General features: G+C 59.3%; 14 protein-coding genes, 1 tRNA gene and 1 pseudogene. 5 read left to right on the forward strand and 11 right to left on the reverse strand.

What is annotated here, in order from left to right:
* Nucleotides 1-2 precede the first annotated feature (2 nt).
* From H8F22_RS06730 to H8F22_RS06745, 4 genes are all read right to left on the reverse strand, one after another.
* On the reverse strand, nt 3-719 hold the full coding sequence (locus H8F22_RS06730; protein WP_194939867.1) for a response regulator: 717 nt from the start codon (nt 717-719) through the stop codon (nt 3-5).
* 92 nt (nt 720-811) lie between these two features.
* Nucleotides 812-1,459, reverse strand: coding sequence for a TetR family transcriptional regulator C-terminal domain-containing protein (locus H8F22_RS06735; RefSeq protein WP_027925899.1), 648 nt, complete (start codon nt 1,457-1,459; stop codon nt 812-814).
* 251 nt (nt 1,460-1,710) lie between these two features.
* On the reverse strand, nt 1,711-2,493 hold the full coding sequence (locus H8F22_RS06740; RefSeq protein ID WP_194939868.1) for a class II aldolase/adducin family protein: 783 nt from the start codon (nt 2,491-2,493) through the stop codon (nt 1,711-1,713).
* 76 nt (nt 2,494-2,569) lie between these two features.
* On the reverse strand, nt 2,570-3,619 hold the full coding sequence (locus H8F22_RS06745) for an ABC transporter substrate-binding protein (RefSeq protein ID WP_194939869.1): 1,050 nt from the start codon (nt 3,617-3,619) through the stop codon (nt 2,570-2,572).
* Nucleotides 3,620-3,836: 217 nt separating this feature from the next.
* On the opposite strand from H8F22_RS06745, the gene H8F22_RS06750 reads away from it, so the two are divergent.
* Complete coding sequence (locus H8F22_RS06750) at nt 3,837-5,798, forward strand: oxidoreductase (protein WP_194939870.1); 1,962 nt, start codon at nt 3,837-3,839, stop codon at nt 5,796-5,798.
* A gap of 65 nt (nt 5,799-5,863) precedes the next feature.
* Nucleotides 5,864-6,469 carry a cupin domain-containing protein gene (locus H8F22_RS06755; RefSeq protein ID WP_050590239.1) on the forward strand — a complete coding sequence of 202 codons (606 nt, stop codon included), beginning with the start codon at nt 5,864-5,866 and terminating at the stop codon, nt 6,467-6,469.
* 29 nt (nt 6,470-6,498) lie between these two features.
* Here the strand turns inward: H8F22_RS06755 and H8F22_RS06760 are convergent, their stop codons facing one another.
* Nucleotides 6,499-6,831 (reverse strand): hypothetical protein, encoded by a 333-nt coding sequence (locus H8F22_RS06760; protein WP_027925904.1) that lies wholly within the window; start codon nt 6,829-6,831, stop codon nt 6,499-6,501.
* Between the two features lie 171 nt (nt 6,832-7,002).
* Nucleotides 7,003-7,185: pseudogene (locus tag H8F22_RS06765) on the reverse strand (toxin-antitoxin system HicB family antitoxin); the annotation flags it as partial.
* A gap of 605 nt (nt 7,186-7,790) precedes the next feature.
* Between H8F22_RS06765 and H8F22_RS06770 the strand changes: the two are divergent.
* On the forward strand, nt 7,791-8,081 hold the full coding sequence (locus tag H8F22_RS06770) for a DUF3077 domain-containing protein (protein WP_194939871.1): 291 nt from the start codon (nt 7,791-7,793) through the stop codon (nt 8,079-8,081).
* 140 nt (nt 8,082-8,221) lie between these two features.
* On the opposite strand, the gene H8F22_RS06775 is transcribed toward H8F22_RS06770, so the two are convergent.
* From H8F22_RS06775 to dapA, 5 genes are all read right to left on the reverse strand, one after another.
* Nucleotides 8,222-8,311 (reverse strand) — tRNA-Ser (locus H8F22_RS06775).
* Nucleotides 8,312-8,395: 84 nt separating this feature from the next.
* Nucleotides 8,396-9,109 carry a phosphoribosylaminoimidazolesuccinocarboxamide synthase gene (gene purC / locus H8F22_RS06780; protein WP_194939872.1) on the reverse strand — a complete coding sequence of 238 codons (714 nt, stop codon included), beginning with the start codon at nt 9,107-9,109 and terminating at the stop codon, nt 8,396-8,398.
* Nucleotides 9,110-9,137: 28 nt separating this feature from the next.
* Nucleotides 9,138-9,896, reverse strand: coding sequence for an MBL fold metallo-hydrolase (locus tag H8F22_RS06785; protein WP_027925527.1), 759 nt, complete (start codon nt 9,894-9,896; stop codon nt 9,138-9,140).
* Between the two features lie 4 nt (nt 9,897-9,900).
* Nucleotides 9,901-11,016 carry an outer membrane protein assembly factor BamC gene (gene bamC, locus H8F22_RS06790; protein WP_027925528.1) on the reverse strand — a complete coding sequence of 372 codons (1,116 nt, stop codon included), beginning with the start codon at nt 11,014-11,016 and terminating at the stop codon, nt 9,901-9,903.
* A gap of 17 nt (nt 11,017-11,033) precedes the next feature.
* A complete protein-coding gene (gene dapA, locus H8F22_RS06795) occupies nt 11,034-11,912 on the reverse strand; it encodes a 4-hydroxy-tetrahydrodipicolinate synthase (protein WP_027925529.1) in 879 nt (292 codons plus the stop codon).
* Between the two features lie 325 nt (nt 11,913-12,237).
* On the opposite strand from dapA, the gene H8F22_RS06800 reads away from it, so the two are divergent.
* A complete protein-coding gene (locus tag H8F22_RS06800; RefSeq protein ID WP_027925530.1) occupies nt 12,238-12,798 on the forward strand; it encodes a glycine cleavage system protein R in 561 nt (186 codons plus the stop codon).
* Nucleotides 12,799-12,808: 10 nt separating this feature from the next.
* Nucleotides 12,809-13,282, forward strand: coding sequence for a peroxiredoxin (locus H8F22_RS06805; protein WP_027925531.1), 474 nt, complete (start codon nt 12,809-12,811; stop codon nt 13,280-13,282).
* The last annotated feature ends 18 nt before the right edge of the window (nt 13,283-13,300 follow it).

Raw genomic sequence — 13,300 nt, forward strand, 5'->3', positions numbered from 1 at the left:
GTTCAGGCCGCCACGCTGGCGGTGAACAGGTAACCGGCGCCGTGAATGGTAATGATCAATTGCGGCTCGGCCGGGTCGTCGTGCAACTTGCGGCGCAAGCGTCCGACCAGCACGTCGATGGAGCGATCGTTGGGTACCCATTCGCGGTTGCGGATCTGGTCCATCAATTGATCGCGGCTCAAGGTGTGGCCGCTGTTGCGCAGGAACACGCTGAGCAATTGGTACTCGCCGTGGGTCAGCAGGGTTTCGGCGCCTGTCGGGTCGATCAGTCGTCGGCGGTCGGTGTCCAGCGCCCAGTCGGCGAACTGTTTGACCGGTTTGGCGACGGCTGCCACCGGTTGCGGCGTTTGCGCGTGACGCACCCGGCGTATCAGGTTTTTCGCCCGGGACACCAGTTCGCGAGGGTTGAGCGGTTTGATCACGTAGTCATCGGCGCCGCATTCAAGGCCGACGATGCGGTCGATTTCGTCGTTGCGCCCGGTGATCAGAATGATCCCGACTTCCGAACGCACCCGCAGCTCCCGGGTCAGCGTCAGGCCGTCCTTGCCCGGCAGGCGGATATCGAGCATCACCAGATCGACCGTCTGGCTCGCCAGGAACGTGTCGGCCAGCTCCGCCGTGGCGGCGCAATGCACCTCGTAACCTTCCTGGGACAAGTAGGCCTGCAGCAGTTCGCGAATCAACGGATCGTCGTCGACGATCAATACCCGAGGAGTCATCGCATGGTGTCCCGCGTGTGCCCGAAGGCGTGTTTCTTATTAGAGTGTTTTGTTGCTGTGGCGCCAGAGAGTATCGACTGCTGAACGACTGATCAACAGCCCGTCGTCTGGACGCAAAACCGTTGGCGACCGCCCGCTTGCAATCCGTCGACCCAGGCTTCGCAAATCTGGATGCCCTGCTCCGGCGTGAACGTGCCGGGGTTGAGGCCCGACTCCAGCCACAAACCGTCGAGCAAGGCGCTGAGGCTGATGGCGGCGAGATCGGCGTCAAAATTTTCCCAGTTTTCTTCCTGTGCCAGATCGGTCAGGACCTTGCGCAGGATGCCGCGGTACTCGCCGTAGGAATGTTCGTGTGCGAGGTTGATCGACTCGGCGGTACGCACCGCGCCCCAGAATGCCAGCCAGGCGTCGATCAATTGCGGATCGAGCAATTCGGCGGAAAACGAACCGCGGAAGAATGCCGACAGTCGTTCGCGGGCGTTGGGTGCCGCATGGGCCATGGCCTCGCGCAGCAGGCTCATGACGCGGCCGGTGATCGCGCGGTAGGCCTCGGCCACCAGTTCATCCTTGCCAGAATAGTGATGGCTGATCAGCCCGACCGAAACACCGGCCTCGGCGGAAATCTTGCGGATCGAGGCGCCCTGGAAACCGTGGCGCTTGAGGCACACCAGCGTCGCCTCGATCAGATTGGCCTTGCGCAACTCCGGCTCCATGCGGGAAAAACGGGCTTCCTGACTCATGCGCGACACTCTCCGTGGGATCAATCGTTAGGGACGCGGTGGGTTAATCCGCGCGCTGAACGACTGTACAGCAAGAGGGTGGAAAGTCTCTAGTCGGTTGCAGGGTTCTGAGACCGTGTCGCGCCCATCGCGGGCAAGCCACGCTCCCACATTTGATCTGAGTTGCACCCGATTATTTGTGCCCGACACAAAACCCTGTGGGAGCGAGCCTGCTCGCGAAGGGGCCAGCCCGATCAATAGAGGAACATCGGTCAATCCCGATAACCCGGCGCCACCCGATCAAGCAATCGCAGCATCGCAGCCCAAGCCAATTGCATGGCATCCGGGTCACTCAACTCGCCTTCTTCCAGCGGCCGGCCAGGGTCATTGAACTGGCGCTCGGTGTGTTCGCAAACCTCCGCCGACGGCAACACCAACTCACCCGCTGCCTGCGCGGCAAGCTGAATTTCGCAAGCTTTCTCCAGATAATACATGCGTAAAAACGCCTGGCTGACGGTCTCCCCCACAGTCAACAAACCATGGTTGCGCAGCATCAACACCGGCTTATCACCAAGGTCCCGCACCAGACGTTCCTGCTCACCCATGTCCAGCGCCACCCCTTCATAATCGTGGTACGCAACCCGGCCATAGAACTCCATCGAGATCTGGTTCACCGGCAACAACCCGCACTTCAACGCCGCGACCGCACATCCGGATTTGGTATGGGTGTGCAGCACGCACTGCGCGTCTTCACGAGCCCCGTGAATCGCGCTGTGAATCACAAACCCCGCCGGATTCACCGGGTACGGCGACGCCTCCACGGCATGGCCATCCAGGCCAATCTTCACCAGATTGGACGCGGTGATTTCATCGAACATCAACCCATACGGATTGATCAGGAAGTGATGCTCAGGCCCCGGTATGCGCACCGAGATGTGGGTAAAGATCAGATCGGTCATGCGAAAGTGCGCGATCAATCGGTAGCAGGCAGCCAACTCCTCACGCAGGCGTTGCTCGGTGGCACTGCGCTGAGAAAACGTGGCGATCTCGTTCATTGTTGTTAAGTCTCCAGGCTGATCGACTGCGCGAAACAGTAAGGCTGGACGCGCTGCCACGTCCAGCCGCTTGCGATTACTTGCTGGCCCAGGCGTTGAAGCGCTCTTCAAGTTCTTCGCCATGATCCACCCAGAACGCCACGTCCATCGACAGCGCACCCTTCAGGTTTTGTGGCGCGGTGGGCACCCATTGCGCGAGTTTGCTGTCCAGTTTGGCGGCGGCTTCGGTATTGGTCGGGCCGTAAGGGATTTGCTCGACATACTTGACCTGCGCATCTGGCTGATTGGCGAAGGCGATAAAGCGTTTGGCCTGATCGACATGTTTCGAGCCCTTGATGATCGCCCAATAATCCATGCCATACAGACTGCCCGGCCAGACCAGCCCGAGGTGACTGCCGTTTTGCGCGGCCGCGGCCACACGTCCGCTGTAGGTCGAGGTCATCACCACATCCCCGGCCGTCAGCCATTGCGCCGGTTGCGCGCCGGCTTCCCACCACTGAATGTAAGGCTTGAGCTGGGTGAGTTTGGCGAAGGCGCGGTCGACACCTTGCGGGGTGTTCAACACGGAATACACGTCCTCGACCTTCACCCCGTCGGCCAGCAAGGCGAATTCCAGGTTGTACACCGCGCGTTTACGCAGGCCACGCTTGCCGGGGATTTTCTGCACGTCCCAGAAATCTGCCCACGACGTCGGGGCCTGCGCCAGCTTCTGCGTGTCGTAGGCAATCGCCACGCTCCACACCAGCGCCGCCGAACCGCACGCCTGTGCCGCATCGGGTATCAGTTGATCGACGCGGCCGAGTTTGCTCCAGTCGAGTTTCTCGTACATGCCTTCATCGCAGCCGCGCATCAAGTCCGGGCCTTCGATCTGCACCACGTCCCAATCAGCATTGCCGGTATCGACCATCACTTTGATCCGGGCCATCTCGCCGTTGTATTCACTCTGGATCAGCTTGCTGTGATCCGCGACGCTGAACGGCTGGAAAAACGCCACATCCTGGGCTTTCTGGCCGGCACCGCCGTAACCTACCACCACCATGTCCGGTGCTGCCTGAGCGCTGCCCAAGCCCATGGCCAGGGACAGCATCAAGGGATAAAAACCGTGCTTGAGCGTGTTCGATTTCATCAGTGGTTCCTCTTGCAGGTGCCACGCGACTCAACGCCGCCGTGACCCTTTTTTATTGTTGTGAGGTTCGCCCCAGGTGCGGGCGCCAAATGAATCTACTGCGAGCGACAGTAAAAAAACAAGTTGATTTTTTACTTAAGGTAAATTTTTATAGGCAAATAATAACAACGCCGAAAACCCGGCCTTTCGGCTTCAGCCTGCCCGGAGTACCCGCACCATGCCGTCCTCTTCCGCCGCTTTTGCACACCTGTTCGAACCCTTGCAGCTGCGGGGCAAACGCCTGAAAAATCGCATCATGTCCAGCGGTCACGACACGTCGATGCCCACCGACAACCTGGTCAACGAGCAACTGATCGCCTATCACACCGCGCGAGCCGAAGGCGGTGTCGGGCTGATCGTGCTGCAAGTGGCCGGGGTGCATGACAGCGCGCGGTACACCTCGCACGTGCTGATGGCGACCGATGACGCGTGCATCGAGGGTTATCGAAAGATTGCCGAGAGCTGCCACGCACACGGCACCGTGGTGCTGTCGCAGATCTTCCACCCGGGGCGCGAAATCATGGAGTCCAGCGATGGCCTGCTGGCCGTCGCGTACTCGCCATCGGCGGTGCCCAACGAACGCTTCCGGGTGATGCCGCGGGCGCTGGATCAGACGATGATCGACGAGATCGTCGCCGGTTACGGGGCGGCGGCCCGACGCTTGTATCAGGCGGGCATCGACGGCGTCGAAGTGGTCGCCAGCCACGGTTACCTGCCGGCGCAATTCATCAATCCACGGGTCAACCGTCGCACCGATGGCTACAACGGTGAGCTCGACCAGCGCCTGCGTTTTCTGCGCGAAGTGATCGCCGCCGTGCGCGCCAACACCGACGAGCATTTCATCATCGGCCTGCGCATCTCCGCCGACGAACGTGATCCCGAAGGGCTGACCGAAGACGAATCCTTATCGGCCGTGCAATCGCTGCAACCGCTGCTGGATTACGTGCACATTGTTGCCGGCACCTCGGCTTCCTTGGGCGGCGCGGTGCACATCGTGCCGCCGATGGCGATCGAAGCGGCGTACCTGGCCAAGGAGGCCGGAACGTTCAAGGCCGGCCTGTCGATTCCGCTGTTCGTCACCGGGCGCATCAACCAGCCGCAGGAAGCCGAGTTGATTCTGTCGCGCGGTCAGGCCGATGTCTGCGGCATGACCCGCGCGCTGATCTGCGACCCGCAAATGCCCAACAAGACCGACACCGGCCACGTCGAAGATGTGCGCGCCTGCATCGCCTGCAATCAGGCCTGTATCGGTCACTTCCACAAAGGCTTGCCGATCTCCTGCATCCAGCACCCGGAAACCGGGCGCGAATTGATCTTCGGCAAACGGCAACCGGCGAAGCAACGTAAACGCATCATGATCGCGGGCGGTGGTCCCGCCGGCATGAAGGCTGCTGCCGTCGCCGCCCAGCGCGGACACGACGTAACTCTGTACGAAGCCAACTCGCAACTCGGCGGCCAGGTTTTGCTCGCGCAACTGTTACCAAAACGCGCTGAATTCGGCGGCGCCAGCACCAACCTGCAACGGGAAATGGAACTGGCCGGCGTGCGCGTGGTGCGCAACACCCGCGTCGACCGGGCGCTGGTGGAGCGCGAACGGCCGGACATGGTAATCGTCGCCACCGGTGCCGAACCGTATTGGCCGGCGTTCGAGCGCGGCGGTGACTTACAGGTGGTCGACGCCTGGCAAGTGCTGCGCGACGAGGTACAAATCGGTCGTTCGGTGATGGTGGTCGACTGGCGCTGCGACTGGATCGGCCCCGGCATCGCCGAACGCCTGGTCCGCGCCGGGCATCAAGTGCAACTGGCGGTCAACGGCACCCATTGCGGGGAAAACCTGCCGCTGTACGTGCGTGATCAACTGGCCGGCGAACTGCACAAGCTCGGCATCCCGATCACCCCCTACGCCCGCCTCTATGGCTGCGACGACAACACCGTCTACCTGCAACACACCGCCAGCGGCGAGCCGATGATCTTCGAAAACATCGACACCCTGGTGCTCTGCCAGGGCCATCAACCCGTCGATACCCTCGGCGCAGAACTGCAAGGCCTGGTGGAGTTTCGCCGCATCGGCGACTGCCTCGCCCCGCGCACCGCCGAAGAAGCCATCTACGAGGGTTTGAAAGTCGCCTGGGAGCTTTAAGGCTGTTTATACTCCGGGGTTTTGCGAACCCCGGTTTGGAGCACGCCATGAGCAACAGCAGCAAGATGCAGCCTGCCACCGGCGCGCCCATACAGGACGCCGCCACGCCTTCGGCGGAACCGCATTTTCTCGGCACTCGGATTCGAGGCTTGCGCAAACGCCGGGGCATGACCCTGGCCGAACTGGCGCAGATGAGCGAATTGACAGCGGGCTACATCAGCCAGCTCGAACGCAACCTCGCCTACCCTTCCATCCCGGCCCTGTTCAACATCGCCCGGAGCCTGGGCGTGACCATTCAATGGTTCTTCGCCAGCGAAACGCAAACGGCGCCGGAAGATGACGGCATTGTCGTGCGCAAAAACACCCGGATGAGCGTGCATTACGAAGACGGCATTGTGGATCACCTACTGACGCCGCAGCCGAATCGGCAACTGGAGATGCTGCACTCACGGTTTCCGCCGGGGGCTTACAGTCAGCAAAGTTACAGCCATGAAGGTGAAGAGGCGGGGTATGTGCTGTCGGGCAGTTTTGAGTTGTGGGTCGGGGAACGGCACTTTTCGCTGGGTGAAGGGGATAGCTTTAGTTTTTCCAGCCAGGAACCGCATCGGTATGGGAACCCCGGGGAAGTGGATGCGGTGGTGATTTGGGTGGTGACGCCGCCTACGTTTTGAGGGTTTGGCATTGGCCGCCGAATGTCAGCTCACAGGCTCTTCTGTTGAGTTGAATCATCAGCAGACAGGATGAGCGGCGGCTGCGCTACCAGCTCTGAATCGGTATCAGCGTTCGCTTGAGGTTGAGGTTTGGCGGTGAACAATGGGGCTAACAGTCGCCGTATACCTTCTTCAATGAATGAAAGAAGTCCGAAGGTGATGAAGCCGAAGATCAGCCCGGCGACCAGAATACTCAGCGGGTGTATTCGGGAGGCGTCAGTGCTGTCCATCATGTAAAAGAAAGCCTGAACACCGGCGGCTACGCAGGCCGCTACGGCTGTTATCAGCTTCACAGACAACCAAAGCCGTTGCCATTTGTTCATGCGTCCTCCGTCATCCGGATATTTGTTGTGTATTGCATGATAGCTAATGACGTGGATTTGCCTTGTTTCCTGAATTTGGAATGGTGCTTCGCGGTTATCGCTTGGCGGTAGTGATACCGGATTGGTGGACTATCACGGTCGTCATTCGGTACCGCGTGCTAGGCGGGTCGAGAGATTGGCACGCGTATCCAGATAATCAGTGACGGCCACTTCAAATGCTTCTCGAAGCTCCCGTACTGACTCGCCATGAAAGCCAACGATATCCTTGATGCACGTGATGTGGCCGACAAACAGGCTGTCTTCTTCGCTGTATTCAATGCGGGCGGTATAGCCTTGGTAGTTCATTTCGTTCATGGGGTGACTCCTGCTTGTCCAAGAAAAGCCCTCACATCACGAACTACGTTGGGTCTTGCTTCTTTGAACGTCTGGTGCCCGGCGTTTCGAGCAGTCGCTGAATGTTTGGCGTTCAGGTTTTGTGTTTCACGGTTACCAGAATATCTGGGTGACTCTCGACGAGGTTGTAGGCAAAATCCGAGAGTTGCGTAAGGGGGTATGCTTGCTGTGCTTTTGAGCAGGTTGCCGCCTTGTGGCCATATATTCGACGGGATACTCTCCAGACGTCGCTGAACATTCAGCGATCGGGCTTGGAAACCCGTTGAGTCACGCAACAGCAACCCCATGACTATTGCAGCCGTTTTTTGCCTGCAATGCTGTGTTATGGCGGCTGTGCGTGGGACGCCCTCGGGCGTGCCGGTCTCCTTGACTCCCGGTTTCCAACCTGCGCGCAGCTGCCACCCATTCGCTTGGAAACGAAGTGGCAGCTCTTTATGTCAAGGAGTTGGACAAATGCACATTGTAAATCCGTACAAATTTGGTCTTTTCTCTCTGCGCGACTCCATGTTGCGTAAAGCTCCTTCGCTCGATCTCCTCCAAAACCGCCCCTTCACTGGAGGTGGAAAATGACCGAACCTGCAGAAACAAAAACGATCGGCTTCACCCCTATCTATTGCTCAGACAATGCAATGTTCCACGTCAGCGCGGGTGTGCCCATCAGTGTTGCATTGGTACAGGCCTCGGACTTCCTGTTCCTGGCCAAGGCACTCACAGAGGACGCAGCTTATGCAAAAGACACCGACCGTCATGCTTGGGCTGCGCACTATTTGACTTCGATGGGAAAAGCGCTAATCGATGATGTGGTGAAGGCTGTTTCGCCACGGCCTGTTCGGAAGAGTGAAAAGACAGCAAGTTAGTGCCCCGCCACTCTGAGTATTCGCCCGAGATATCAGGGGCTTCCAACTCTGGTTGAAAGCGAAGCTAAAAATTCCCTGAGCGAATCGTCAGAAACGAAAAAGCCCCGTAACTTTTCAGCTACGGGGCTTTTTCTATGTAATGGCGGAGAGATAGGGATTCGAACCCTAGGTACCGGTGAAGGTACAACGGATTTCGAATCCGTCCCATTCGGCCACTCTGGCATCTCTCCAACGGCGCGCATCATAACAACACTTTCGCAGGAAGCGAACCCCCCTAAGCAAAATAATTCTGTGCTATCAGATGCTTGCGTCGATTAAAGCGGTACGCCCAGACGATTGGCGACTTCTTCGTAGGCTTCGATGACGCCACCGAGACCCTGACGGAAGCGGTCCTTGTCCATTTTCTTGCCGGTGGCCTTGTCCCACAGGCGGCAGCCGTCCGGGCTGAATTCGTCGCCCAGGACGATGGAGCCGTCGTGGAATACGCCGAATTCGAGTTTGAAGTCGACCAGCAGCAGGCCGGCGTCGTCGAACAGTTTGCTCAGGACTTCGTTGACCTTGAGCGACAGTTCTTTCATGCGAACCAGTTGCTCGGCGGTGCCCCAACCGAAGGCCACGACGTGGGATTCGTTGATGAACGGGTCGCCCTTGGCGTCGTCCTTCAGGAACAGTTCGAAGGTGTAAGGGTTGAGCTTCATGCCCTCTTCGACGCCCAGGCGCTTGACCAGGCTGCCGGCGGCGTAGTTACGCACGACGCACTCGACCGGGATCATGTCGAGCTTCTTCACCAGGCATTCGTTGTCGCCCAGCAGTTTGTCGAATTGGGTCGGCACGCCGGCGGCTTCGAGTTTCTGCATGATGAAAGCGTTGAACTTGTTGTTCACCATGCCTTTGCGGTCGAGCTGCTCGATGCGCTTGCCGTCGAACGCCGAGGTGTCGTTGCGAAACAGCAGGATCAAGCGGTTAGCGTCATCGGTCTTGTAAACCGATTTGGCTTTGCCGCGGTAGAGTTCTTCACGTTTTTCCATGATGGGCTCCGCTTGCTAAGTAGATGGGCTAGGCGATGTGTCGCCAGTCGAGCCCTGAATCTTGATCGGCCAGTTGCAGCCAGTCGGGGTCGCACCCGAGGGTGTCGACAAAACATTGCCGGGCCAGCTGCGGCAGGTTGTTCTTGCTGCTCAGATGGGCCAGGACCAGGTGTTGCAGGCCTTGCCAGCCCAACTCAGACACCAGGAATGCCGCCTGGTGGTTGTTCAGATGTCCCAGTTCACCGCCCACCCGCTGCTTGAGAAAGTAGGGGTAGTGACCGCGAGCCAGCATGTCACGGCAATGGTTGGACTCGATCATCAACGCATCGAGGTCCCGATAGCCGTCCAGCACCGTGTCGCAATACGAGCCCAGGTCAGTCAGCAGGCCGAAGCGCCGCTCACCGTCGCTGAAGACGTATTGCGTCGGCTCCTGCGCATCGTGGGCCACGGCAATGACGCCGATGCTCAGAGCGCCGATCTGCAGTTGCTCGCCGCCGGCCAGAAGGCCAGCCGGTTCAATCGGTTTGCGCATCCCGCGCAGGGTCCCGCGACTGAGGTAGACAGGCAGATTGTAGCGCCGAGACAGCAAACCCACGCCATGCACGTGGTCGGCATGTTCGTGGGTCACGAGTATCGCGCTCAACTGCGCAGGGTTCACACCCAGGCGCAGCAGGCGTTTTTCGGTTTCTCGCAGGGAGAAACCACAATCCACCAGCACATACGTGTCATCGCTGGCTACCAGCGTGCCGTTCCCTTGGCTACCGCTGCCGAGAACGGCAAAACGCATGTGATCAGCCCAGTTTGTCCTGAATCTCACTCAACACTTTACGCGCCACGTCTGCCGGCGCCACGGTGTTGATGTTTTTCTCGACGGTTACCTGGACGTTTTCACCGACCTTGCTCAGGCGAACCTGATAACGCTCGGCACGGGCTTCAACTTCTTCCTTGCTCGGCGCGCTGCCGAACAGGTTGCTGAAGAAGCCAGGCTTCTCGTCTTTCTTCTCGGCTTTTTCGGACAGGTTGATGTAGTACAGGCCCAGGCTGCGGTTGATGTCTTCAACGCGCCATTCGCCCTGTTCCAGCGCACGACCGACGCTCGACCAGGCACGGTCGAGGTCGTTGCCGACGTTCAGAACCAGGTTGCCGCTGCCGTCTTCGCTCATGCTGATACGACTTGGCGTATCGAAATCACGCGAAGCCAGCATGGAGACCGAACCGCCCTTCTCCGAAATGCGGCTCATGCTCGCGAGCATGTCGTCGACCAGTGCTGCATCCAGGCCGGTGTTGACCGAACGGTTGGTGAAGTCCACATCGGCGGTGCTGCCGGCAGGACGCTCGGCGCTGACCACATAGACTTCACTGGTGTTGCGCTGCACGCCCGGCTCGATCCGCACTCGCACGCGGGTCTGGCTGTCGGTGCTGACGCCGGCTGCGCTCAGGCGTTTAGCCATCGCTGCGGACAGTTCGTCGGAATGCTGCCAGGTCGTGGTGAATTCGCCGGTTTGCGGCTTTTGTTCATCCAGACGGAAACCGTTGTCCTGGAAGAACTGCACAGCCACTGGCCAGACTTCGGCCGGAGGGTTCTGCGCCAGGATCGAACGCGAATCGCCGACTTTCTGCAGGGAGTAGGCACTGGCATCGGCCGACGCCGACAACGGCTGCGGACGAGGAACGATGTATTCGCCCTTGGCGGTGTCATCGGCCACGTTACGCGGGATCGGCAGCAGCGGATCCAGACGTTTGGCGGTGGTGACATCCGGTGGCAATTGCATGGGTGCTGTCTGTTGCGCTTCCAGGTAGTCGCTACCACGGTCACGGAAATAACCTTCCGGGCCCCAGACCCATCCACAGCCACTGGTGCTGGAGATAATCAAGGCAAGTGCGGAAAGTCCGGCCATTCGCTTCATGCGTTGTACTTCCTCAATTAAACCAGGACGCCGCACTGGCGCAGGGCCGAGCGAAGCGTTTCATGACAAGGTGTGCTCAGCCAGGTCAGCGGCAGGCGAATGCCTTCATGCATCAGGCCCATTTCGACCAAAGCCCACTTCACCGGAATCGGGTTGGCTTCGATGAACAGGTCCTTGTGCAGCGGCATCAATTTTTCGTTGATGGCCCGCGCAGTCTCGGCGTCGCCCTTGAGCGCGGCCTCGCACAGGTCGGCCATTTCGCGCGGGGCGACGTTGGCGGTGACAGAGATATTGCCCTTGCCGCCCATCAGGATCAGCTCGACAGCGGTCGGATCATCGCCGGACAGCACGATGAAGTCCTTGCTCACGCCATCAAGGATTGCCTTGGCACGTTTCAGGTCGCCAGTGGCTTCCTTGATACCGATGATGTTCGGCACGGTGGACAGGCGAATCACGGTCTCGGCCTGCATGTCGCAGGAGGTGCGGCCAGGAACGTTGTAGAGGATCTGTGGAATGTCGACCGATTCAGCGATGTGCTTGAAATGCTGGTACAAGCCTTCCTGAGTCGGCTTGTTGTAGTACGGAACGACCAGCAGGCAGGCATCGGCGCCGGCCGCTTTGGCGTTGCGGGTCAGTTCGACGGCTTCACGGGTCGAATTGGCGCCGGTGCCGGCGATCACCGGAATACGACCATTGACCTGCTTGACCACGGCCTTGATGACCGCGATGTGCTCGTCTACGTCGAGGGTTGCCGACTCGCCGGTAGTACCGACCGCGACAATGGCATGGGTGCCGTTTTCAAGGTGGAAGTCCACGAGTTTGCTGAGGCTGTCCCAGTCAAGACGCCCTTGTGCATCCATGGGTGTGACCAGTGCCACCATACTGCCCGCAATCATGAAACCGCTCCTGCCGGAAAAAGAGAGCGGTAATGGTACTGGCGCCAAGATGCTTGCACAAGCAAAGTACTGCGCTGCCGCCATTCCCCTTGGCGTTGCTTTTCGCTACCCTTCAGACTTTGATCGGTACTGATAAGCTCGTACGCCAGGTTCAAGCCTCCATTTACGGCATCACAAGCCCCGATCCAGCGTTGCCACCCCTCGCTCCGGCCTCACTGGAGCACGTTGCAACTTGTGACTCGGGTTTTCTGAATTCGCATCCGCAGGCTTGTCCCCGAAAAAAGCCCTTAGTCGTACCGACCGCTCATCGCTTTAGGAATGCTGCATGTCCACCCCCACAGTTCGCGAACAATTCCTTGTCATCAGTGCCCTCGGCGCCAACCCCATGGAGCTGACTAACGTCCTGTGCCGCGCCAGCCATGAAAATCGCTGCGCCGTGGTCACTTCCCGCCTGACCCGTCATGGCGAGTGCAGTGCGTTGATCCTCGAGATTTCCGGTAGCTGGGACGCCCTGGCGCGTCTGGAAGGCAGCTTGCCGAGCCTCTCCAAAAAGCATGCGTTCACCGTCAATGTGGTGCGCAGCGCGGCCCTGGAGAACCGTCCTCAGGCGCTGCCTTACGTGGCTTATGTCAGTTCGGCCTACCGGTCTGACATCATCAATGAGCTGTGCCAGTTCTTCATGGACCACAACGTCGAGTTGGAAAACCTGACCTGTGACACCTATCAGGCGCCACAAACCGGCGGCACCATGCTCAACGCCACGTTTACCGTGACCTTGCCGGCTGGCGTGCAGATCAGCTGGCTGCGCGATCAGTTCCTGGATTTCGCCGACGCGCTGAACCTGGACGCGCTGATCGAACCGTGGCGCCCACAAAACCCAATGTAAGGAAGCTTTCATGGCCGTTGCCATCGACCAACCGGTTGCCGACTTCGAAGCACCCGCCACCAATGGACAGACCGTCAGCCTCGCGGGCCTTAAAGGCAAGCAAGTGGTGATCTACTTCTATCCCAAGGACAGCACGCCGGGTTGCACCACTCAAGGTCAGGGCTTTCGCGATCAGCTTGAGGCGTTTAAAGCGGCCAACACCGAAGTGTTCGGCGTGTCGCGTGACAGCCTCAAGTCCCACGAAAACTTCAAGGCCAAGCAGGCGTTCACCTTCGAGCTGATCAGCGACAAGGAAGAAGCGCTTTGCCAGCTGTTTGATGTGATCAAGCTGAAGAAGCTGTATGGCAAGGAATACATGGGCGTCGATCGCAGCACGTTCCTGATCGACAAGAACGGTGTACTGCGTCAGGAATGGCGCGGTGTGAAGGTGCCGGGGCATGTGGATGCGGTGTTGGCGGCGGCTCAGGCTTTGAATAAGGCCTGATTTTTTTGGCGCCTGTTA

Source organism: Pseudomonas mucoides, assembly GCF_015461845.1.
GTDB lineage: Bacteria > Pseudomonadota > Gammaproteobacteria > Pseudomonadales > Pseudomonadaceae > Aquipseudomonas > Aquipseudomonas mucoides.